The 22,767-nt window shown below is 59.2% G+C and carries 19 protein-coding genes; 3 read left to right on the top strand and 16 right to left on the bottom strand.

Going from position 1 to position 22,767, the window contains the following annotated elements:
- Positions 1-6 precede the first annotated feature (6 nt).
- The 10 genes from ACFSNN_RS35600 to ACFSNN_RS35555 form a co-directional block, all read right to left on the bottom strand.
- Positions 7-993 (bottom strand): cellulase family glycosylhydrolase, encoded by a 987-nt coding sequence (locus ACFSNN_RS35600; protein WP_166799360.1) that lies wholly within the window; start codon positions 991-993, stop codon positions 7-9.
- Positions 990-2,030, bottom strand: coding sequence for an acyltransferase family protein (locus ACFSNN_RS35595; RefSeq protein WP_134463467.1), 1,041 nt, complete (start codon positions 2,028-2,030; stop codon positions 990-992). The genes ACFSNN_RS35600 and ACFSNN_RS35595 overlap by 4 nt, the downstream gene beginning before the upstream one ends.
- Positions 2,027-3,166, bottom strand: coding sequence for a hypothetical protein (locus ACFSNN_RS35590; RefSeq protein WP_134463465.1), 1,140 nt, complete (start codon positions 3,164-3,166; stop codon positions 2,027-2,029). Before ACFSNN_RS35590 ends, ACFSNN_RS35595 begins: the two co-directional genes overlap by 4 nt.
- Positions 3,156-4,439, bottom strand: coding sequence for a lipopolysaccharide biosynthesis protein (locus ACFSNN_RS35585; protein ID WP_134463463.1), 1,284 nt, complete (start codon positions 4,437-4,439; stop codon positions 3,156-3,158). The genes ACFSNN_RS35590 and ACFSNN_RS35585 overlap by 11 nt, the downstream gene beginning before the upstream one ends.
- Positions 4,440-4,451: 12 nt before the next feature.
- Positions 4,452-5,606: a polysaccharide pyruvyl transferase family protein gene (locus ACFSNN_RS35580; RefSeq protein WP_134463461.1), complete on the bottom strand. Its 1,155-nt coding sequence runs from the start codon at positions 5,604-5,606 to the stop codon at positions 4,452-4,454.
- Entirely contained in the window at positions 5,606-6,838 is a 1,233-nt protein-coding gene (locus ACFSNN_RS35575) for a glycosyltransferase (protein WP_134463459.1), read from the bottom strand. The genes ACFSNN_RS35580 and ACFSNN_RS35575 overlap by 1 nt, the downstream gene beginning before the upstream one ends.
- Entirely contained in the window at positions 6,838-9,126 is a 2,289-nt protein-coding gene (locus ACFSNN_RS35570; protein ID WP_134463457.1) for a polysaccharide biosynthesis tyrosine autokinase, read from the bottom strand. The genes ACFSNN_RS35575 and ACFSNN_RS35570 overlap by 1 nt, the downstream gene beginning before the upstream one ends.
- Before the next feature lie 30 nt (positions 9,127-9,156).
- Positions 9,157-9,660 (bottom strand): low molecular weight protein-tyrosine-phosphatase, encoded by a 504-nt coding sequence (locus ACFSNN_RS35565; protein ID WP_134463455.1) that lies wholly within the window; start codon positions 9,658-9,660, stop codon positions 9,157-9,159.
- Positions 9,657-10,859, bottom strand: coding sequence for a polysaccharide biosynthesis/export family protein (locus ACFSNN_RS35560; RefSeq protein WP_455430558.1), 1,203 nt, complete (start codon positions 10,857-10,859; stop codon positions 9,657-9,659). Before ACFSNN_RS35560 ends, ACFSNN_RS35565 begins: the two co-directional genes overlap by 4 nt.
- Before the next feature lie 152 nt (positions 10,860-11,011).
- Complete coding sequence (locus ACFSNN_RS35555) at positions 11,012-12,427, bottom strand: undecaprenyl-phosphate glucose phosphotransferase (RefSeq protein WP_134463451.1); 1,416 nt, start codon at positions 12,425-12,427, stop codon at positions 11,012-11,014.
- A 444-nt stretch (positions 12,428-12,871) separates the two neighbouring features.
- On the opposite strand from ACFSNN_RS35555, the gene ACFSNN_RS35550 reads away from it, so the two are divergent.
- A complete protein-coding gene (locus ACFSNN_RS35550) occupies positions 12,872-13,849 on the top strand; it encodes a 2-dehydropantoate 2-reductase (RefSeq protein WP_134463449.1) in 978 nt (325 codons plus the stop codon).
- A 105-nt stretch (positions 13,850-13,954) separates the two neighbouring features.
- Here ACFSNN_RS35550 and ACFSNN_RS35545 read toward each other — a convergent pair whose 3' ends face one another.
- From ACFSNN_RS35545 to oxlT, 3 genes are all read right to left on the bottom strand, one after another.
- Entirely contained in the window at positions 13,955-15,406 is a 1,452-nt protein-coding gene (locus ACFSNN_RS35545; protein WP_134465584.1) for an aldehyde dehydrogenase family protein, read from the bottom strand.
- A gap of 66 nt (positions 15,407-15,472) precedes the next feature.
- Positions 15,473-16,444, bottom strand: a complete 972-nt coding sequence (locus ACFSNN_RS35540) for a LysR family transcriptional regulator (RefSeq protein WP_134463447.1) — start codon at positions 16,442-16,444, stop codon at positions 15,473-15,475.
- Positions 16,445-16,473: 29 nt separating this feature from the next.
- The gene (gene oxlT / locus ACFSNN_RS35535) at positions 16,474-17,823 is read right to left on the bottom strand and encodes an oxalate/formate MFS antiporter (RefSeq protein ID WP_134463445.1); all 1,350 of its coding nucleotides are present in this window, start codon (positions 17,821-17,823) and stop codon (positions 16,474-16,476) included.
- 408 nt (positions 17,824-18,231) lie between these two features.
- On the opposite strand from oxlT, the gene ACFSNN_RS35530 reads away from it, so the two are divergent.
- Positions 18,232-19,179, top strand: coding sequence for a LysR family transcriptional regulator (locus ACFSNN_RS35530; protein WP_012427868.1), 948 nt, complete (start codon positions 18,232-18,234; stop codon positions 19,177-19,179).
- A 96-nt stretch (positions 19,180-19,275) separates the two neighbouring features.
- A complete protein-coding gene (locus ACFSNN_RS35525; protein ID WP_134463443.1) occupies positions 19,276-19,581 on the top strand; it encodes a hypothetical protein in 306 nt (101 codons plus the stop codon).
- A gap of 62 nt (positions 19,582-19,643) precedes the next feature.
- Here ACFSNN_RS35525 and ACFSNN_RS35520 read toward each other — a convergent pair whose 3' ends face one another.
- The 3 genes from ACFSNN_RS35520 to frc all read right to left on the bottom strand — a co-directional run bounded on the left by ACFSNN_RS35520 (position 19,644) and on the right by frc (position 22,714).
- Positions 19,644-20,555 (bottom strand): NAD(P)(+) transhydrogenase (Re/Si-specific) subunit beta, encoded by a 912-nt coding sequence (locus ACFSNN_RS35520; protein WP_134463441.1) that lies wholly within the window; start codon positions 20,553-20,555, stop codon positions 19,644-19,646.
- A 63-nt stretch (positions 20,556-20,618) separates the two neighbouring features.
- Positions 20,619-21,437 carry a fumarylacetoacetate hydrolase family protein gene (locus ACFSNN_RS35515; protein WP_134463439.1) on the bottom strand — a complete coding sequence of 273 codons (819 nt, stop codon included), beginning with the start codon at positions 21,435-21,437 and terminating at the stop codon, positions 20,619-20,621.
- A gap of 29 nt (positions 21,438-21,466) precedes the next feature.
- The gene (gene frc / locus ACFSNN_RS35510; RefSeq protein ID WP_106282483.1) at positions 21,467-22,714 is read right to left on the bottom strand and encodes a formyl-CoA transferase; all 1,248 of its coding nucleotides are present in this window, start codon (positions 22,712-22,714) and stop codon (positions 21,467-21,469) included.
- Positions 22,715-22,767: the final 53 nt, after the last annotated feature.

Here is a 22,767-nt window from a genome sequence, read left to right as displayed (position 1 = left end):
CAGCGGTCATTGGTTGCGCAATGCGATCGCTGCGGCACCGAACGCCGGCTTGCGCGCCCCCAAGGCATCGAGTAAGCCAAAATTCCGCTCACGGGCATTCTTGCCGTTCACCGTATCTTGCCATTCGTAGATCGAAATCAGCGGTGTATTCAACGACTGGCGACCCATGAGAAACGAATTGATGTGCGCTGCCTGGCCGGTTAGTCCTCCCTTGCCTCCCGACGAAATGCCCCACTCTGTGATCAGCGCTGGCAGGCCGTACCGCGAGCGAATGTACCTGGACGCTTGTTGAATTTGCAATTCGTTCATTCCATAAGCGTGGTACGACACGGCATCGATGCAGTGTGCCGACGACCCTCGAATACTCTCCAGCAGCTTGTCCGACTGCGTACCCCGTGCCGGAACCGTCGCGAAACCGAACCCAACGACGGGAATCGACTTGTGAAGAGTTTTTAATCCAGCGCAGACGGCCTGCATATAAATTGGAAATGTCGTATCGGCGTTACCGGTCGGCCAATATGTTGTCAACTCCGGCTCATTCCAGAGTTCGATAGCAAGCACGTTATTCCCGTAAGCGCTGACGACGCCCCCTATGACCGAGGTCAACTGCTTTGCGGCGTCGCGCAGTTGTGCATTACGAGCTGACCCATTCGACGAAGGCAAGACAAGCGAGATAGTGGAGCGGACAGTGACGAGAACAGGTAAGCCTGCCTCCTGAGCCGCGGCAAACGCAGCGCCTACGCGCTTTTGATACGCAGCGGTTTGCATCGCGTTCACCCACACACCGAAGCGAACAAAGCTAAATCCAGCAGCTTTGATCTGCGTCGCCGCTGCGGACGTGAAGCGTTCGACCTTGACTTGAGTACCCACCTTCGCGAGCCCTTCGCTATCCAGCTTCCATTGTCCGGACGGCTGTGCCTGCCCACGCGCTGCCGCGCTGCATATACAAAATGCGACCACGCCTGCTTTCACTAGCGCTTTAAATGCAATCATGCGGGACCGGCCGCCGGGGTCCGGCGTCGCCCGAACTGGCGGTTCAGGTAAGCAACCGTAGGCCTCTCGACGAAAACATGACATATGACCCCGACCACGCATACGACAACAATCACGATGAGAGTCGCCGACGCGCCTCGCCATGAATTGAGATCCGGCTGGATCGTCAACAGTTTTTCCAGAATACCGACGACATAGGGATGTAACAGATAGATCGCGTAACTGGCGGCGCCAAGCCCGTCTGTGAGGTAACTCCGCGTACTCCAACCTCTCATTTCCAAAGCGATCAGAGATGCGATGAATACGAATGCCGGAATATCGTACGCAAGAGTGCGAGTGAACCCGTTTGGCGCACCGTGCAGATAAAAGTACGCCGGCATTGTCGCGAGACTGAATACAGCGAGCGTCAACGAGGACCACTGTGGCAAGCACTCAGTGCGCACCCATTGCAAAAGCCAGTACGAAAGCACTCCAAGGCCGAACTCCAGCAAAAACGGCTGCCCAAGGTAATCGACAACCGGATTTGAGGGCTTGATCGACGCAGTGAGTGCACAGTAAGTGGCAAGCAAGACAGCAGAAGCAGTTGTCGCAAATCGCGACTGCACCAGCAACATCGCGAGTGAGATGACAAGATAGAAAAACATCTCATATTCAAGCGTCCACCCATTAAGGTTGAGTGGACCCCAGTGTCCATTCGCCTTCATGTATGGGATGAATAGAAGCGACTTCACAAGATAGACCGCGCCCGCTGTCGTTGTGTTCAGCCAGTGCGGGCTAAACATGGCGATGAAGTACACGCCAAGCGTCGACAACCAGTAGAGCGGCAATATCCGAACAAGACGTCTCGGCAGAAATCCCCTCCCCTCCCCCGGAGCAACGTATGACATGATAAATCCGCTGATCACAAAAAATATATCGACCCCGCATTGCCCAAACGGCAGCACACCAATGTGGTACGCGACAACGGCTAACGCAGCCAGTGCACGCGCGGCCTGGACGTTTTCAAAAACTCTCGATCGATCGCTCTGCGTGCTCACAGGTGTTGAACCTTAGTGGGATGGATATTTTCTCGTCGATTGATCGATTCCCGCGATCCTGAATCGATCCGCGGGCGACCAGTCAAAACATTCCTGCTTGCGCCGACTCTTCGCGGTCCGAGGTAGTTGAGTCGCCAAGCGCAAGAGAGCGCAACGCTTGACAGATGTCGGATGTAACTACCAAGATCAGGCTCGAACAGCATTGAAACTGCCATATGCCCTATTACGAGGCTTGCTAGCAGATCGACAGCGTCTGTACGGTTGCCCTCATGAAAAGATTTCCGACCGAACACCGACGCGACGGCGAGCCCTACGAACAGCAGCATTGCAAACTCTTTTGGACCAGGATAAAACAGAACCGGCACCGTCAACCTTAGAATCGCATAGATGTAGTCCGCACAAAACGCGGTAAACGATTGCGGTTCGACCAAGTTATAGAAGCCGGTACGCGCACCGTAGGGCGAGCCTGCAACGAGATAATCCACCGCCATGTCGCGTGGATGAAGCAACACGAAGTACGCGCTGTTCGGCAGTACGTAGAGCCCGAGCACCACCGCGAAAATCAAAAGCGTCTTTATCCGCAGCGACGCCCGTCGAAAAAACCAGACACCAATGCCGATGACAAGGATTAGTTCAAAGTAGATGCGCACGGTCAAGGCGTATGCGGAGTATATAGTGATCATGGCGATCATTACCTGCCATACACGCCATCTCCGCGCTATTAGAACGAGCACGATCGACATCAGAACGACGAGCGTGTCTTTGCTGGCCACGAACAGATTGAAGAACACACACGGTGCAATCAGCACAATATTCAGCAGCAAACCGCCGACGCGCTTCGAATAGCCGACCATCAGCCCAATGAACAAGCCGCCGACGGTCAGCACGAAAAGATTGCTTCCGGTATTTCCGAGTGACGAATACAACTTCGCGACCGCGTCGAAAGATGTGTCCTGATACGTGCTCGATCCGCCAACCTGCGACTGAATTTTCTCCGAATCTCGAAACACGAACTCAGGTAGAAATGCACTGGCTTTCCAATACATCGTGAAGTACATCACGATTGCAAGGCCGGTGAACAATCGGACTACGCCCGTGCTGAGTCGTGGACCGGCAGAGAGTATCTTACGAAGCATGCGACGTCTTCCTCTCTAGCAGAGCGGCGACACTTGCCACACGGTTGTGCCTGATGATGAACACCAGAATAGCCATAATTGCCACGCTTGCTGTCAAATGCGAAAGTGCCGCACCGATTGCCTCGAGTCGAGTGATCAACATCCATTCAACCGGCACGGCCAGGGCCGCCACGCAGACAGTCGCAACGGCAACCTGCTTACCTAGACGCAGCGCAACCGCGCCGACCCAGTAGACATCCGTAATTGACCGCAGAACGAACGAGACAAGCAGTATGAACAGCATCGTGAGTTCACGACCGCCGCCCGGTTCGTGGGCGGTGTAGAAGATAAGCTTGTGCGTGATCAGAATAAAGACGGCAGCCAGAGACGTGATGGCGACACTCGATCGAACTGCTCGATGCAGAGTTGCCGGGAAATCGCCATTGATCGCGCTCAGCGAGCGGACGAGCCGTGGCGCAGCGGTAACAACGATCGTGGCATAGGCAATCGTCTGAACGGAGTTAGCGACAGACCATGCGAATACATAGCGACCCAGCGTGTCGGTCGAAATCACATCGCTTGCGAGAAATCGCTCGCCGTATTGCAATCCGGAAAGTGCAGTAGTCGCTATAAAGAAGGGCAAGCCATCCATCCACACTGAACGTGTGCTGCCTGGTACGCGCGGCGCCTGAGCTCGCTGCTCGAAACCGGACTGATGCCCCCGACACTGAATGCACCGGTACGCCGCGACCGTGGCAATGATATTTGCCCCCCACCAAAGGGCGAAGACCGCCTCAATGGAGTGGACCAAACCGGCAAGCAAACTGAGAATCGCGACGCCTGCCCACGCGCCGGTGCGGATGAAGAGCAGCACAGCCCCCGCGCGCGGTTGATGGAGTGAAAAGACATACGAAGTCGTCTCAAGGCCAGCGTGCTCGGAGAAGGCCACGAGCATCACGCCAAAAAAAACGCCTCGCGTGATTGGAGGGAACGCGTCGAAACCCCCGGCAATGCATACGACTATAAGTACAATGGCGATCGCAACATATACAGCGCAATAAAGCACGAGTAACCGGCGCGCGTCTTGGATCGCCTGGGACGGGCTCTCGGCGCTCAATCGCCGGTTGATTTCGGTGCTAAAACCCAGTCCAAGCAATTTCGAAGACACGACCGACGCAGCGACCGCCAAACCATAGACGGCCACCGCTGCGAAGCCGAGCGTGCGGGCGACAATGATCGTCAACGCGAATTTCAGCGACAGAGACGCGACACGAAAGGTGAAACGAGCGAGCAAGTGTTTCCCCCGCTATGTGCTTAGCGCCGCTTGGAGAGCGGCGATTACCCGCTGACGTCCCGCGCGGATACGCTCAAAGCCAGACGACGCCTTCGTCCAGAATTCACGAATCGCACCGGAGGCGAGGATCGTTGCAACAACTTTGTCGGGGTCGAAATCAGCTGCATTCGCCACCCACTCTTCCACCCCGAGATCGGCATATGCACCAAATCCCTTGCGTTCATAGCTAAGATGGTAAGAAGGGACTCCATTCAGCACTGACTCGAGTGCGCCGTGCAAGCGAACCGACACCACAACGTCGGGCGTATCCGCGACCAGCAACTCCTTCAGCGGCATCAGATCGCCTTTGATGCCGATACTTCGGTAGTAAGCAACGTCGTCATTACCGCGGCCTGTACTCTGGACGACAAAGCTGATCCGGCATGTCTCACGCAACAACTGAATCAGCCGCCGTGTTGCGGTCTCATAACGCTCTCGCTGTCGTCTTGTCCAACTAGGCGCCCGGCGCAGCACGAAGGCGACATGTCTCACACCCGGACGCGCCTTTGCCGCCCGCGTCATAATCTGCGCGGCACGCCGTTCGAAGTCCAGCACCGCCATGTCCGGGGCGCGATGAGTGTTAGCGTTGTGTGCAAGGAAAGCCGCCGAGCGGTCATCACGAACGAACACAGCGGCAAACTTTCCGAGCATCCCGGAGAGATGCAAGCGCAACGGTTCAGCCGGCATCGACGGTCCAATGCTCTGCGGCAGATAAACAACAGGCCTGCCCGACAGACACGCTGCCCGCATCTGCAGCAGGTGACCAGCTTCAAGCTTCAGTATCTCCATGCAGTTGCGAGCACGCAGGTAGCCTCCGCCTACGCCGACGACAACGTCAGCCGTCTTCAGAAGTCTTAGCAACTCGCGTGTTCGTCCGTTATTGCCGATAGGAAGCACGACGCTGGCCACTCCGCCGATTCGCGCCATGCCATGTTCAGCAAGAACCGGTGCAGGATAAACGTCAGAATATTGTGGAAATGAAGCTGGATCCGCTGCGATGATCGACACGCGGGTCGTATCTCCAAAGGCCTGCTTAAGGAGTTCGACCGAGAGGTCGACAAGTAACCCGTCGCCGGAGTTATTGGCGCTGTACGCGTGGAGAAGAACAACATGCGTCCGGTGCTGCATCAGTGAGTTTCCATAATCAGACGCTTGTAAAGATCTACGGTCCGCTCGACCATAGCGGCAGTAGAGAAGCGCTCGGCAGCGCGCCTGCAATTGAGGCTCATGCGTTCCCGCATCATCGGGTCTTGTGCGAGCGCAACAATCGCGTCAGAGAAAAGAGTTGTGTCGTCGTCGTTTTGCACCACGGAGCCTATCAGTTCCGCGCCGATCAATTCGGCGGCGCCGGAAACTCGCGTTGACACGATCGGGACGCCAGCGGCCATGGTTTCAAGGACGACGTAGGGAAAGCCTTCGTAGCGGCTGGGAAGCGCGAAAATATCGAAGGCGGAGAAATAACGGCGTGCCTCCGCAATCGGCCCGAGCACGCGCACATTCGCAGGAATGCTTCCTTCACCAAGCCCAGAGCACGCGGCAAAATCACCAGGACCTATGATCGCAAAAACGACGTTATCTACGCCGCGTTCCAGCAGCTCCTGTGCGACTCGAACGATACGGTCGACGCCCTTCTGGTAGTCCAGGCGACCCACGAAGCCGACGATGACCGACTCGAGCGGCAACCCCAGAGTAGCTCGTGTCATAACGGGAGGGAGGAGCGCTGTCGCTGGCACGCCGTTAAAAATCGTCTCGACGCGATCCGCCGGAATGCGCAGCACTTGCCGCAGATGGTGCGCTTCGTCGACCGACACCGCAATGACGCGGTCAGTCCGGAAGCGCCCGAGAAAACTTTCGATCAATCCATAAAAACGCCGCTGCGCACTCGGCAGATATGGATTGAGCGTGTAGACGGCGTGCGGCGTGTAAACATGCTTCCATGGCCCGATGCACAGTCGTGCGAGTGCCCCCGCCTTCGAACTATGGCTGTGAACGATGTTTGGCTTGATCCGATTCAAGCATTTGAACAGTCGCGCGAAAGCGACTGTATCCGCACTGCCGACGCTGCGACGCATCGGCAAGCGATGAATCGTGTCGCATTGCGCGAGCACGTCCTTATCGATAACAGTTCCATCGAAACGAGCTCCAGTCGGGACGATAAGGTGGATGGCGACATCACCGTGAGCGCGGCAACCCCTTACCATATCCGCAATATGAACTGCCACGCCGCCACCCGCAGCTTCGACAACCAGTGCCACTCGCAACGCCGGTGACTGCGAGTTTCGACATGCCCGTACGACGAGCGGCGAGTCCTGGACACCGACGAAACCTCGTTCGGTGATATCTAACGTCTCGGTCTGCATTACCGCCCCCGTCCGAGGCGGGTAATCAGTCGACGCCAGCGGGACGCGCGAGCAGGACGCGGCTCTTCGTAGCTGTACTGAACGTACCGATAGTCACCGTTTTTTCGCCCATACGCACGCCGTCCGGACTTTGGATCGAGGCCATTCAGAAGCACACCCGTGACAGCAATCCCGGCGCGCGCAAACAGTTTCACGGATTCCGCCAGTTCGGCGACGCGTGTACGACCCGCCCGCGCAACGATCAACACTGTCGCGCAATGGTCCGCCAACACGACCGCGTCGGTCACAACAAGAACCGGCGGCGAGTCGACAAGCACTACGTCGTACTTATGCGCGCTGTCCGCAAGAAGCCGCCCGACACACTCATGCGTGAGCACTTCCGCAGCATCGGTCGGCAGCGGACCCGTGGCGATAAAGTCCAGATTGGGAATCACGTTCCGATGCACAACCCGATCGAACGATGCCTTTCCTGTTATGACGTCCGTCAGGCCTTGTTCGCGTTGCCGGCCAAAGTACTGGTGGAGACAACCTCTACGAAGATCTCCGTCGATAACTAATACCCGCTTTCCGCTCGTCGCGAGGAGCGCCGCGAAATTCGCCGACACGAAAGATTTTCCGACGCCGGGGGTGGGACCCGAGATCAGGATTACGTTATTTGTGGCATTCAACATCGCAAACTGGAGAGCCGTACGCAAACTCCGCAGGCTTTCCACGGCCGGTTCGCGAGGCGCGTCTTTCACGAGCAGACGAACACGCGCTACATCGCCAGTGGTCTCCCTATCAAATCGTTGTTGGACGCACGTCTCTGGAATCGTTGCAAAGACGTGCAAACCGACATGGCGTTCAATCTCTGCCGCCTCCGCAACTCCTGCGAACAGGAAGTTGTGGATAAACGCGAAGATCAAGCCCAACAGCAATCCGACGAATGCACCCACTGCGATCGTCACGGGCCGGTTCGGAAAGAAGACGCTCTCAGGCAGGACAGGCGTATCGACAATGCGCACACTGCCGGTCTTGCCTGCCTTGATCAGTTTCAGCTGTTGGACATTGTTCAACAGCGCCGTGTACAGATCGGTATCGATCTTGACCTCGAGCATCAAGCGTACCGCTTCCTGCTGGACATCTGGCAAGCGCTTAAACTGCAAGTCGAAAACGCTTTGTTGAGCTCGAAGCGTAGTAATTTGCGCGTTTAGCGCAATCACATCAGGATGTGAACCGGTAAAGCGAGATACAAGTTCATCACGCTTCTGCTGCAGTTCGAGCATCCGTGTTTTGCCATCCGCCGTCTGCTGAAGAGCGATCTTGGCTTCTTCCGACAAATCGACAGAATGCTGTTTATTACGGAACTCGGTGTAACGCGCTTCAGCATCCTCGAGTTGCTTCTTCAAAACCGGCACCTGAGTATTCAGAAAGGCCAGAGATTGGGCGGCCTCAGCGGCTTTACGCTCGACATTCTGTTTCACGTAATAGCGGCCGACGGCCTGCATCTGATCTCGCAGCATCGCCGGCTCTGTTCCTTTGAGGCTTGCGATGAGAACGCCCGACGACTTGATTTTTTCCTGGATGTCCAGACCGCTCTGCATATCGGTAATCGCGTCGATGCGGGACTTCCGGCTAAGCTTGAATTTCGTTCCGGGTTCTGCATTGAGCGATTTCACGAGCAGCGTTATCACCCCATGACTCGTCCGAAACTGCTCGGTCTCGCCGACCCGACCGAAACCGGGCTCATCAAGGTCCCAACCGGAAAATCGATAACGGCCGCCCGGAAACACCGTGAGCGTGAATTGATCTCCTTCCACGCGCTTTGGCACGTCGAACCTGACAATTTCGGCACTTTCTTTACCCCATGCCCAACCGCCGATACCGTAAATCCCCGGGCGCACCGTCGAATCGTTGAACCGGGATACGAAATCTCCGATAAGCGGGAAACGGCATGGATGCACGACGATATAACTATGTAGCTCGTCGACTACGCTGGTCACAACGAGCCGCGAGGCCATGATCTGTTGTTCGGCGGAGGTCGGAGAGTTGAAGTCGAAGAGCGACGACACATCGCCCAACAGACCTTGCCCTGCCGCCGCGCCGCCGCCATCCTCCACCTGAACTGAAATGTCCGCCTGATAGCGCGGCGGCAACAGAAAAGCGAATGCCGCCGCCAGTAGAAGGCAGGCAAGACAACTCTTGAGGATGGCCCATCGGTACTCGACGACTACGTCCAGCAACCCGATCAGGTCGATTTCATCAATATATTTTGACGCCTCGTTCTCAGGCGATTGCAACGGTTTCATTGTGCGGCAGATCAGATTTTATTGAAGCTGTCAGGAAGGCGAAATGCCAACAGACAAGCTGGGAACTGTGGTCGTTTCGCATATGTGAGCGATGCGTGCAGACCATCCTTCGACACTCGCTTCAATGAGCCTCAGGCTCTCTTTGAATGACTCACGACCTTTCAGGTATGGGTCGGGTATGTCGAATCCCGTACATGAATGTGGTGTAGTGGACAAATCGCCGAGTCGATAGATACGACCGCGCAACGATGCAAAGCGCTGTTCAAGGTGCCGCCGCTGGAAACTGTCCATGACAAGCACGAGATCAGAAGTTGCGGGCATCCATGAAACAAGTTGTTTAGCACGGTGGGTTCGTATGTCCAGGCCACTCTCGTGCATTAAATCGACAGCGATGGGATCGGCTTCATGACCGACAAGCGCCGTGATACCGGCAGACTCGATGGCCACGGACCGGAGACGCCGTGCCAGGAGAGCCGCCGCCATCGGGCTTCTGCAAACGTTACCGGCGCAGACAACCAGCACACGGGTGATCATTTCGCAATCACCCCTGCAGTCAGCCCCGTGCTGATCAACGGCATCAACAAACTCAGCACGCGATTGAAGCGAACCAGGCCGCTACCGTCGACGTACACCACGTCCTTCGGCTGCAATTCGAAATCCTTGGCGAGCAGCATCGCGACAGGTGAATGACCATCGAGGTGAAACACCTGCGGCGTCCCGGTCAGTGAGCTGCGGATCACGAACATCTGAGCGGCATCGGCAGTCGAGGCATTCACACTGCCCGCCTGCGAAAGTGCATCAGCCAGCGTCATGCGGCCCGTTCGGCGCGGAATCGCCGAAACCGGTTTGTTCACTTCGCCCATCACGTACGCGTCGTTTTCATCACGCGAGACGACACGCAGCAGATCGCCGGGATTCAGATAGAGACGCGACGGGGTTAATCCCTGAGCGAGCATTTGCGTCAGATTCACGCGATAAGAGTGATCGCCACGCACCAGAACAAGATCACTCTGGTCGGCCGTTTCACTGAAACCACCCGCGCGGCTGACTGCTTCGTAAAGGGTCATGGGCACGTCGTTGACGGCCAATGCACCAGGGCTACGCACTTCGCCGTCGACGTAGACCTGGTGCGCGCGATAAGACGCCATTCGCACGGTGACTTGCGGCTTGACGAAATATGTCGCGAGCGCGCTGCTTAGCCGCTGCTGAATCTCTTCGACGCGCAGACCCGCCACATGCAGCGTACCCGCATAGGGAAATGTCAGCCCACCGTTCTGGTCGACCACGAATCCCGCAAGCGGATCTCCCGGCCTTGCCGACGATTGGATTTGCGAAGAGCCGAGTGCGGCAGCGAATTCCGGATGATCCCAAACGACGATCTGCAGCACGTCACCGGGACCGACGGTGTAGGCCCGGGGTGCGCCAGAGAGCAATTGCGAAACCTCGAGCTGCTGCTGTTTGCGGCTTTTTGCAAGCTGCGAAAGCAGCGCAGCGTCGAGTTCCGTTATCGCGATGTCTGGCGCAGCAGTCGTTGCACTTCCCTTTTCGCCCGACGCGTCATCGCCGGATCCCCCAGCAGTGCGCAAAGTGGCATACGTACCCGAGTGGCCCTGCGCCTGAGACGTCTCCATTCTCATCCCCGGCGCCACAGCACACGCACTCGCCAACAAACTCACCGCCGTCATCAACACTCCAAGCCTGAAAGTCGGCCTGGTTAAAAATACCGCTAACATCGTGTTCAACCTATTCAAGCAAACGTGCCGAAGCGACGCTCTCGCTGCCCGACATTGGGCAAATTGATTCGTGTTCCATTCGGACATGCGCCTGTTCAAGCGGAATACTGCTTTACAAACGATTTGCTTGAAGTCAGTTATAGAACCGCATTTCAATACGCATTCCGATGCAGCAACCCCTTCACCACCGTTGCCAGCACAATCCGCATATCCAACCCAAACGACCAGTTTCGCAAGTAGTACAAATCGTGCTCAACCCGCGCTTGCATCTTCTCAACCCGATCCGTCTCACCGCGAAAACCATTCACCTGAGCCCACCCGGTAATACCCGGCTTGATCCGGTATCGATGGATATACCCATCTACAACGCCCCGATACTGATCATCATGTTCGATCGCATGCGGCCGCGGCCCAACCACCGACATTTCTCCACGCAACACATTCAGAAACTGCGGCAACTCATCGAGACTCGTGCGACGTAAAAACGCACCGACACGAGTCACACGCGGGTCTCCACGCCTCGCCTGCAGAACCACACCTGGCCGCGCCACGTGCTCACGCATCGAACGAAACTTGTAAATGCGAAAGACGCGCCCATCCGCACCCTTGCGCCGCTGGGTAAACAACACCGGTCCCTTCGAAGTCACCTTGACGGCAACCGCAATCGACACCATCACCGGCAACAAAGCCAACAGCGCCACACTCGCGAATAGCCGGTCGAAGACCGCTTTCTGAACCAGCGCGTACGGCGTCATCGGCGAGGCCATCAGATTGATGGCCGGCGCGCCGATCAGATCGATCACGTTGCGATCGAACATCGCGAGACTGCGCACATCAGGAATGAAGCGCAAATTAACAAGATCGTGACTAAATTCGTCGAGGACCCTCAGCACGGTGTCTTCTTCGGACATCGGCAGTGCGAGCCATACCTCCTCAATCCGTTCGCGGCGCACCCAGTCCGCGAATTCGCCAAACCTCTCGAACGACGGCAAGCCGTGCAACTCAGACTCGCCATCCTGGCGCGTGTTAAAAGTGGCGACCGCCCGGAAGCCTGCATCCGGTGAACTCATGATGTTGGCCACCACCGCGTCGCGATGCGCGCCGGCGCCCACCACGGCAACCATTCGCAAGTTCCGGCCGCCGCGCCTCATCCGGCTGAGTACCGCATGCACCGCCCACCGTGACGAAACGAGCGCCGCTGCCGCGATCAAGGTCCAACTTACGCACCAAAGGCGGGACACCGACGCAGCGCGATGAAGCAAAAACAATATGGCAAGCCCACAGACCTGCACCGCGATCCAGCCGAACACCAGATTGACGCTCAGACGCCATTTCGAGCGGCCACGCCACGAGTCATACACGCCGAACCACGGCAGCAGCAAAACCGCGAACGCCATATCGAGCGCGACGAAAGCGCCTTCGAGAATCGAATGCCCTGAGCCGGGCACGAACAGCAGCTCGGCCAGCGCCGCCGACAACGCGATCAACATCGGGTCGAGCAGGCGTGCCAGGACGCTCTCCATCTCCGCCAAATCTCGGCCAGCGGTTTTACGAATCACCGTGTGCATGAGGTGTGGCCTAGCGCGGAACCGTCGATCCGACGCCGCGCCACTCACATATAGATGCCACACGCAAGAACACGACGGGATAGCTCACATCAACCTTTGATTTCATGGCACCACTCTCAATATCCTTGTTGCGATGCCGCCTGTATGCGTAACTTCTTAAAGAGGCCGCATTCTGCGCCTAGGACGATCAGGCAGGCCTGAGACATTTCCCAATCGATCGCCGCATTCGTCCCTCTTTCCACTTTGGCCTCCAATTCAGTCCAGTCCTATTCCCATGTTTCTCGGACGCCGTGTCATCCATAACCAATCCCTAATGCACCTCTCCACAAACTTTAACTATCTGCAATCGTCGCACCCCCGTATGCTCGAACAATGACCCGCAAACCGTGCACCGCAAGACACGGCATCGGGCAAGCGACTATTCATCGTCAGAGGAGCGGCATCATGAAGATCTGTGTCTTCGGAGCGGGAGCGATCGGCGGCTTAATGGGTGTGCAACTCGCACGCGCCGGTGCGGATGTGAGTTTCGTCGCGCGCGGTCCGCATCTCGCGGCCATGCGCGAGCATGGCGCGCGTCTGATCATGGACGGCGAGACGTTCAGCGCGCCTGTGCGCTGCACGTCGGACCCGCGCGAGCTCGGCGTGCAGGACTTCGTGATCATTACGCTCAAGGCACATTCGCTGCCCGGCGTAGTGGATGCAATGCAGCCGCTGCTCGGCAAGCACACGGCCGTCGTCACGGGCGTCAACGGCATTCCGTATTGGTACTTCTATCAGCATGGCGGCCGCTTCGCCGGCACGCGTCTCGCGAGCGTCGACCCGGACGGCAGTCAGTGGACCAAGCTCGGCCCCGAACGGGCGATCGGCTGCGTGCTCTACCCGGCTGCCGAAATCGTCGAGCCCGGCGTGATCAAGCACGTGTACGGCAAGAAATTCCCTATCGGAGAGCCGAGCGGAGAACGCACGCCGCGTATTCAACAGTTTCACGAAATCATGCAGGCGGCAGGTTTCGAGGCGCCGATCCGTGACAATATCCGCGACGAAATCTGGCTGAAACTATGGGGCAACCTGTGCTTTAACCCGATCAGCGCATTGACTCACGCCACGCTCGACGTGCTCACCAGCGACCCCGGCACGCGCGCGGTATCGCGCACGATGATGCTCGAGGCCAAGCGCATCGCGGAGCAATTCGGCGTGCACTTTCGCGTCGACGTGGAAAAGCGCATCGATGGCGCGGGCGCGGTCGGCGCGCACAAGACCTCGACGCTGGTCGATCTCGAGAATCGTCGACCGATGGAAATCGATCCGCTGCTGACGGTCGTGCAGGAAATGGGTCATCTCGTCGCCGAGCCGACGCCGACTATCGACGTCGTGCTGGCGCTCATCAAACTGCGTGAAAGGATTGCATTGCAGGGAGATTGAAACTCAGGAAAGCGAACGATCATAAACTCGTTCGCTCTCCCGCATATCGGCAAACGCAAACATCAAAGGATCGAACGCCATAAGGCGTTCGATCCTTTTTTACGGCTATTGATCAATGGCAAGCCACACGGCCTTAGGCTCGGTGAAGTTCTCGATCGCGACGTCACCGTGTTCGCGGCCGAACCCAGAGTCGCCGGATCCTCCCCAAGGCAGGCGCACATCGGTGTAGCCGTAGGTGTTGATCCACACGGTCCCCGCCTTCAGATCCCGCGCAACCCGATGCACCCGGCCGATGTCCGCGCTCCACACGCCCGCCGCGAGGCTATACAGCGTGCCGTTGGCGATCCGTAGCGCGTCGGCTTCGTCGTCGAAACGAATCACGCTTGCCACCGGCCCGAAAATCTCCTCCTGTGAAATGCGCATTTCATGCTCGACGTTGGCAAACACGGTCGGCTCGACAAAGAAGCCGCGCTCGCCCACCCGCGCGCCGCCTGTGACGAGCGACGCCCCTTCGGCGCGACCTGTCTCGACATAGCCCAGCACCGTCTTCATCTGCGCCGCGGAGATGAGCGGCCCCATCGACGTTTCGCGCGACGACGGGTCGCCGACCTTGATCGACTTCGCGCGCGCGGCCAGCCTCTCGACCACTTCGTCGTACACATCGCGATGAGCGAGAATCCGCGAACCCGCCGAACACACCTGCCCCGTATTGAAGAAGATGCCCGACGCCGCGGCGCGCACCGCGTTGTCGAGATTGGCGTCCGGGAAAATCAGGTTGGCCGATTTGCCGCCGAGCTCCAGCGTGACGCGCTTGAAATTGCCGGCGGCGCCTTGCAGAATGCCGCGTCCCACGGAGGGCGAGCCCGTGAACGTCACCTTGTCGACGCCGGGATGCGCGACCAGTGCATCGCCGACCACCCGTCCCTTGCCGGTGACGATATTCAGCACGCCCGGCGGCACACCCGCTTCGAGTGCGAGTTCGCCGATGCGCAACGCGGTCAGCGGCGTAATCTCCGCAGGCTTGACGATCAGCGTACAACCGCACGCGAGCGCCGGCGCGATCTTCCACATGCCGATCATCAGCGGGAAATTCCACGGCACGATCGCGGCGACCACGCCGACCGGTTCACGCAATGTGTAAGTCAATGCATCGGGTCGCACCGGCACGACCTGACCGTTGATCTTGTCGCACCAGCCTGCGTAGTATTCGAGCGTATCGATCGCGGCGGGAATATCCTGGCGCATCACGGCCGCGATCGGCTTGCCGGCGTCGAGACTTTCGAGCGCGGCGAGTTCGTCGAGATTCGCGCGCATCAGGCCGGCGAGGCGCATCAGAATGCGCGCTCGCTCAGCGGTCCGAATGCCGTTCCATACTTTCAACGCAGCGCGCGCGGCGCGCACGGCGGTATCCACGTCGGCGGCGCTGCCTTGCGCAACCAGCGCGATCGGCTCTTCGGTGGCGGGGTTGATATCGACGGAATATTCGCCGGTGCCGGGCGGCAGGCGTTTGCCGTCGATCAGCAGATCATGGCGCCTGAGGTCGGTTTCAGTTTCCATCATGAAGCTCCTTGCTTGGATGTTGCGTGGGCTGAGTGCGTGCGTGCCGTTTTGGGGTAAAGGACGCTAGGGCTCGTGGAGAACGGCGCCGTCGCGCGCAACGGTCGGCTTCGTCTGAATCTGCGAAGCGGACGGCGACACGCCGGCGGTCTGCGAAGTGGCGGAGAACTGTGCCCAGGCTGCTGCGGCGTTGGGCCGGAGGGAACGGTTGCGGCGATGCACGAGCAGTGTCGCCAGATTCATCGCGGGCGCGAGCGGCCGGCTGACCAATGATGCGCCTACTGCCGGCCAATGCGTGTCGATGGGCAATATGCCGACGCCGAGCCCGAGTTCGACCATGCGCAGCACCGCCGCGACATGTCCGAGTTCCTGCACTGGCCGTCGTTTCACGCCGTTCGCGTTGAAGGCAAGTTCGAGCGCCGCGCGCACACCCGTGTCGGCGTTCAGCGTGATGAGCGCCCATTCATGCAACTCGCTCCATGCAACACTCGCGTGGCGGGCAAGCGGATGAGAAGGCGGCATCACCGCATAGAGTGGCGTCGTGAAAACCAGTTGCGCGTGCAACAGGTCGTCCGCTAGCGGCTCGGCCATCGAGACCACGCCGAAGTCCACCTCGCCTTGTTCGACGCTCGCGAGCACGCCGCTTTGCGGCTGATCCCTGATGCAGACGGCTAGCTCAGGAAAAGCCGCCGCGCAGCGCGCGAGTCCCTGCGCCACCCAACTCGACGACAACACCGGATTGCTGGCGAGCACCACCACGCCGGTGTGGCCGTCGTATGCGGCCCGCTCTTCACGCAGCGTGAGTTCGATTTCATCGAGCAGCCGGCCGATTCTTCGTTCGAGGCTCGCGCCCGCATGCGTCAGTTCGACCTGGCGCGTGGTACGGTCGAACAGCTTCAATTCCACGGCTTCTTCGAGTTCGCGCACGCAACGACTCACCGCCGACTGCGTCAAGTCGAACTCACGCGCCGCGCGCGTAAAACTCCGCTCACGCGCGACGGCGACAAACACCTTGAGTTGCTGCAACGAAACATTCATGACGTCACTGCCGGGTGTAGGCCATTCGCCTATTCTCCTGTCTGCTCAGGCCAATGGCTCAAGCGGGATGCGTTGCCGTTACCGTTGCCGGCAACGGCCAGCGCACCTTGCGGCTCGTTGTGCGTTTCGATCCAGCGCGAGCGCATCGGCGCGAGTACGAACTTCGCGGCGACGCCCGCGGCGATCGTCACGACCGCTGAGACGATGAACACGAGATTCCATCCGCCCGTCGCCGACAGTACCGACGCAATCGGCACCAGTAGCGAGGCCGTGCCCTTGGCGGTGTACAAGGTGCCCGCGTTGGCCGCGGCATATTTGCTGCCAAAGGTATCGGCACAGATCGCCGGGAAGATCGAAAAGATTTCGCCCCAGAACAAAAAGATCAATGCGGCGAACGTCATGAAAGCATACGGGTTGGTGCCGTATTGCATCAGGCCGAGCAACGCCAGGCCCTCGCCGATAAAGATCACGAACATCGTGTTTTCACGGCCGAGCTTGTCGGAGATGAAGCCGCACAGCGGACGCGTAAAACCGTTGCAGACGTTGTCGATGGAAAGCGTGGCTGTCAGCAGCGGCAAGGTCATGCCGAAGATCGTCATCGGGATGCGTGCGAGGCCCCAGTCTTTCGCGATCGGACCAATCTGCGCGGTCGCCATCAAACCACCCGCGGCCACGGCGACGAACGATACGTAGATCACCCAGAACACCGGCGTCTTGATCATCTGACCCGGCGTGAAGTCGACCTTCGACACGGCGAATTTCTTCTTTGGCGCCGCTTGCGAGCGCAGGTTCGGCTTCTTCAACAGCAGCGCGAGCGCGAGAATGCATCCTCCCTGCAGAATGCCGAAGAAGAAGAACGTGTGCTCATAACCCGAACGCGTGATCATGTTGGCGATCGGAATCACCGTCACCGCGGCGCCCGCGCCGAAGCCCGCGGCGGTGAGACCCGCGGCGAGTCCGCGCTTGTCGGGAAACCATTTCAACGCATTGCCCACGCAGGTGCCGTACACACCGCCCGCACCGATGCCGGCGATGACCGCGGAAACGTACAGCATCGGCAGCGTCGTGATGTACGAATTCATCACCCACGCGATGCCCGCGCAAATCGCTCCGCCCGCCACCACGGGCCGGGGTCCGAACCTGTCGACGAGCCAGCCTTCGAGCGGCACGAGCCACGTTTCCGTGAGAATGAAAATTGCAAACGCAAGTTGAATGGACGCTTCGCCCCAGTGATGCCGCGCGTTCATCGGCGTGACGAACAACGTCCACGCATATTGAAGATTGGCCACGAGAGCCATGCACACCATGCCGATGACGAGTTGCCACCAACGGTTGCCCCAAAATGCGCGGCTCGTAGTCTGCTGACTGATATCGTCCATTCGCTTTGTCTCCACTATTTGTCTGGTGCAGCCGGTCAGCGTCCCGAAGGAAATCGTCTCGGCGACGCGCCGCGCTGTATGCGTTTCACCTTATGGTTGTGACCCGAAAAGCCGTGCTCTTCGGTAATATTTGATATTTGCGTCTTTAATTCGCTGCTTTAAAAAATAGACCGGCTTAAATCATCGCTTTCTGGAAAGTGCTTTATTCCGATCATTTAATGCCTTTTACACCTCGAGGCCGGCTGCTTCGTCCATCAGGCCTCGAATCCAAGCGTTAACCCGAGTTTTTCGCCAGGCGCTGTGGCGGCAATTCCGCTTTCTTATACAGAGCCATGCTAGGGTCATTGCTGAATTACTAATAATTAAAGTTTGTTATTATGTTGATTCACATTTGCTTATACATCGGCCATGACGATGCGGAATGCGACTCTGCGGCAACTGAAGGTTTTCGAAACGGTGGCGCGCCACCTGAGCTTCTCGCGCGCCGCCGAGGAATTGCACCTCACCCAGCCGGCCGTTTCCACTCAGGTCCGGCAACTCGAAGAACACGCCGGGCTGCCGCTGTTCGAACAACTCGGCAAAAAAATCTATCTGACGCCGGCCGGCACCGAAATGCTTCACTACAGCCGCGCGATCATTCAGCAGTTCCACGAAGTCGACGAAGCAATGAGTCAACTCAAAGGCGTCTCCGGCGGCAAGCTGAATGTCGCGGTGATCAGCGCCGGCGACTACTTCTTTCCGCGGCTGCTGGCCGAATTCACGCGCCGCTATTCGGGTGTCGTGCTGAATCTCGCCGTGCACAATCGCGAGGAACTGCTGCATCAACTCGCTACCAACCAGACCGATCTCGCGGTGATGGTGCGTCCGCCGCACGAGACCGACGCGACCAACGAGCCGTTTGCACCGCACCCGTATGTAATCGTGGCGGCGCCAACGCATCCGCTCGCCAACAAGCGCAACATCAAGTTCAGCCAATTGGCGAACGAAGCGTTTATCGTGCGGGAACGCGGCTCGGACACGTGGAATTCGATGGAAGAAGGCTTCGCCGGGCGGCTTGCCAACCTCAAGATCGCCATGGAGATCAAGAGCACCGAGACGATCAAGCAGGCCGTGATCGCGGGCATGGGTATCGCCTTTCTGTCCGCGCACACCATCAGCCTCGAATTGCAACTCGGCCACCTGGTCGTGCTCGATGTCGAGAGCTTTCCGGTCATGCTCAACTGGTACGTGGTGCATCGAAAGAACAAGCGCCTGCCGCCCGTGGCTGTCGCGTTCAAACGCTTCCTGATGGAGGAAGGCGCGAATCTGATCGAGAAGATCACGCGCGTCAAGGAATTGAGCGTGTATAAGCAGTAGGCTATGGAGATCCAATGAAACTTTAACTATTGCGGATTCGTCAGGACTTCTATGCTGCAAGCGAGTTCCATCACTCGTTTGCCCAGGAGGCCGGTCATGAATCACGCTTCGGTTGAGTTTCAACCCGGCGCGCACACTGCTCGCGTTGCCGCAATCCATCCCGACGACGCCCACCTGAGCGCGTACAACGCTGCCTTCAGCGACCTCGGCCTGCGCTTCCGCTGGGATCGCGCCACGCTCGACGTGCTCAAGGAATTCAACAGCGAGGCGGCTCGAATTACTGCCTACATCGAGCGCTTTCACGCCCATCTGCATAGCGCATACGACGCCGACTTTCTCGCGCAAATGATTCTGCACAAGAAGGCTCAGTACTTCAGCGAGTTCGCGTTGGCGGGTGAGTGAGTGTGTTCGCGGGATCACGGTCCCGCGAAACGTCATACCAGCCCACCTGAATGTGCGAGCACTCATAGCGTGCGCCGAGTCGTCGCGCGAGCCGGCCGGTGGCGGTCGCACGCACGTTGCCGCACTTGAGCACTCACGCCATTGCTGCCGTTTCGACGATACGGGTAGGCCGCCGTACGCACACAGTCTGTCGTGACGTCGCGCAGCATCCAGCCCTGCTCTTCTCCACCGCGCCATTCGATTCGTGCCAACAGCCCATGCTTGCCCATCGTCAGGCTATGGCAACGCGCGGCAAAGGCGAGTGTGCCTGAAGCGTGACCATGTTCGTGGCCGTCGGAATACTCGCGGCTGAGCATTAGATGCACGCCCATCGCACAAGCCAGCGCGCTCATTGCGAGGAGCGCGGCGAGTCCGAATGGCTGCGCCGGCTCGGTCACGAATCCATAGCCGAGCCAGCCACACAGCAACAGTGCCAACAGGTTGACGACGCCATGCCCCGGGCGCGCGACCACGCCGAGTTGCAGCGCACCGCGCAGTTTGCAGAACGCAACGGTCGAGGTGGCAAAGATCAACGCGCCGATGAACACGGCGACATAGAGTTCGACGCGCTCCACATTCGCCTGCGCCGCCGCCGACAGATAACGCGCGAAACCGCCCGCCATCACAGCGAGCCCCATGCTGCTGCCCAACAGCGCAACGAGGCGCGGACGCCGCGCCAGATTGCGCCGGCGCACCAGCCACGCGCCGAGCACCGCGCCCGCTACCGCGGCGCCGACCACGCCGTCGCTTGCACCCATGCCGGCCGCGAAAAGGCCTGCGAGCGCGGCGGCCAATGCCCCGGCGTGCCATTCAGGACGACGCTTCGGTCGCCGTTCGAGCGGCAGTTGCCCGACTGCGGCAAGCGCCACAGCCGACACGGAAGCAAACACCACGGCCAGCGAACACCAGACGATACTGTCATACGCTAGCGGCATGCGTGCTCCTCCGTACCGGAATGCAGGGCGCGGTTCCAACGGATCGCGCAATCGGTCAACCCTTCAGACAGCGCCTGCCGCGACCGGCTGCGCGCCCGCGGCGGCGCCCGCGCGCGCGGCGCTCAAGGTGTTGCTCAGCGTGCCGATCCCGTCGACCGTCACCGTCACGGTCGCGCCATCCTTGATCGAGCCGACGCCGACCGACGTGCCGCACGCAATCACGTCGCCCGGTTCGAGCGCGAGGTCCTGGGAGATCAGACTCACCTGCTCGGCGGGCGAGAAAACCATATCGGCGAGCGGATAATTCTGCCGCTCCACGCCATCGAGCATGGTGACAAGACGCGCTTGCTGCCAATCGAAACCAGAGACGATCGCCGGCCCGATACAGCAGAACGTATCGAAGCCCTTTGCGCGGCACCATTGCGGAAAGTGCGGATTCTCGTTCAACAGATCGGCAGCGGTGACGTCGTTGACGAGCGTGTAGCCGAAAATCGCTGCGGCCGCCTCTTCAACACTCGCATCACAGCAGCGCCGTCCGATCACAATGCCGAGCTCGCCTTCATAGACGATCTTGCCCGCATAGCTGAGCGGCCGCCTGATCGGCTCACCCGAGCCGATCACCGAACCAGCCGGCTTCAATAGAAAAAGTGGGTGCGACGGCACCGGTTTGTCGAGCTTCGCCGCCAGCGCGTGAAAGTTGTTCCACAGCGCGACGATCTTGCCGGGCGCGCACGGCGCGAGCGGCGTCAGCGCGCGCGTCGACAGCACGGCGCCAGTCGGCACCGGGTGCTCCAGACCTTCATACTCGTGCAGATAGCCACCTTCCACACGGCCGAACACGACGCCGCCATCGCTCGACATGAACCGCATCCATGTATCCATACGTCGCTCCCTGTTTACGTGGATCGGGCCTAGATCGCGCCGGCAGTGCGCAATGCACTGACCTGCTCGGGCGAATAGCCCAGCTCGGCCATGACTTCGTCGGTATGTTCACCCAGCAACGGCGAGCGCGTGACCTCGGTCGGACTGTCGGACAGTTTGATAGGATTACCAACCGTCAGATACTTGCCGCGAGTCGGATGATCGACTTCGACAATCGTGCCGGTTTTGCGCAGCGACGGTTCTTCGGCGATTTCCTTCATCGACAGAATCGGTCCGCACGGAATGTCGTACTTGTTCAGGATCTGCATGGCCTCGAACTTGGTCTTCGTCATGGTCCAGCGTTCGATCTCGGCGAAGATGTCCTTCAGGTGCGGCAGGCGCGCGGCGGGCGTCGCATAGTTGGGATCCGTGGCCCACTCCTCCTTGCCGATCACGTTGCAGATTTTGGCCCACACCGGCGCCTGCGTGATGAAGTAGATATAGGCGTTCGGGTCGGTCTCCCAGCCTTTGCACTTCAGGATCCAGCCCGGCTGACCGCCGCCCGACGCATTGCCCGCACGCGGCACCGCTTCACCGAACTCTCCGTTCGGATATTGCGGATACTCTTTCATCACGCCGGTGCGTTCGAGCCGCTGCTGGTCGCGCAGTTTCACGCGGCACAGGTTGAGCACGCCGTCCTGCATCGCGGCGAGTACTCGCTGACCGCGTCCGCTGTGCGTGCGCTGATACAGCGCCGTGACGATGCCGAGCGCCAGATGCAGGCCGGTGCCGCTGTCGCCGATCTGCGCGCCTGTCACGACCGGCGGGCCGTCGTCGAACCCGGTGGTCGAGGCCGCGCCGCCCGCGCATTGCGCGACGTTCTCGTAGACCTTGCAGTCCTCGTACGGCCCAGGACCGAAACCCTTGACGGACGCGACGATCATGCGCGGATTCAGTTCCTGAATCCGTTCCCACGTAAAGCCCATGCGGTCCAGCGCGCCAGGTGCGAAGTTCTCGACCAGCACGTCGCATTTCTGGATCAGCGCCTCGAGCACCTGCTTGCCTTCGGGATTCTTCGTATCGATCGTGACGGAGCGCTTGTTGTGGTTGAGCATCGTGAAGTAGAGGCTGTCCACATCGGGAATATCGCGCAATTGCTCGCGCGTGATGTCTCCCGCGCCCGCCCGCTCCACCTTGATGACATCCGCGCCGAACCATGCAAGCAGTTGCGTGCAGGTGGGCCCGGATTGCACATGCGTGAAGTCGAGAATGCGCACACCGTCGAGTGCTTTGCTCATGTCCTGTCTCCTGTGTCGACCAGGGCTTGCGCTTTAGCGCCGTACTCTGGTCA

Origin of the sequence: Paraburkholderia dipogonis (assembly GCF_042680985.1) — a bacterium.
GTDB lineage: Bacteria > Pseudomonadota > Gammaproteobacteria > Burkholderiales > Burkholderiaceae > Paraburkholderia > Paraburkholderia phytofirmans.
The sequence above is the reverse complement of the archived record's forward strand: the minus strand, read 5'-3'. Positions and strand labels throughout refer to the sequence as shown.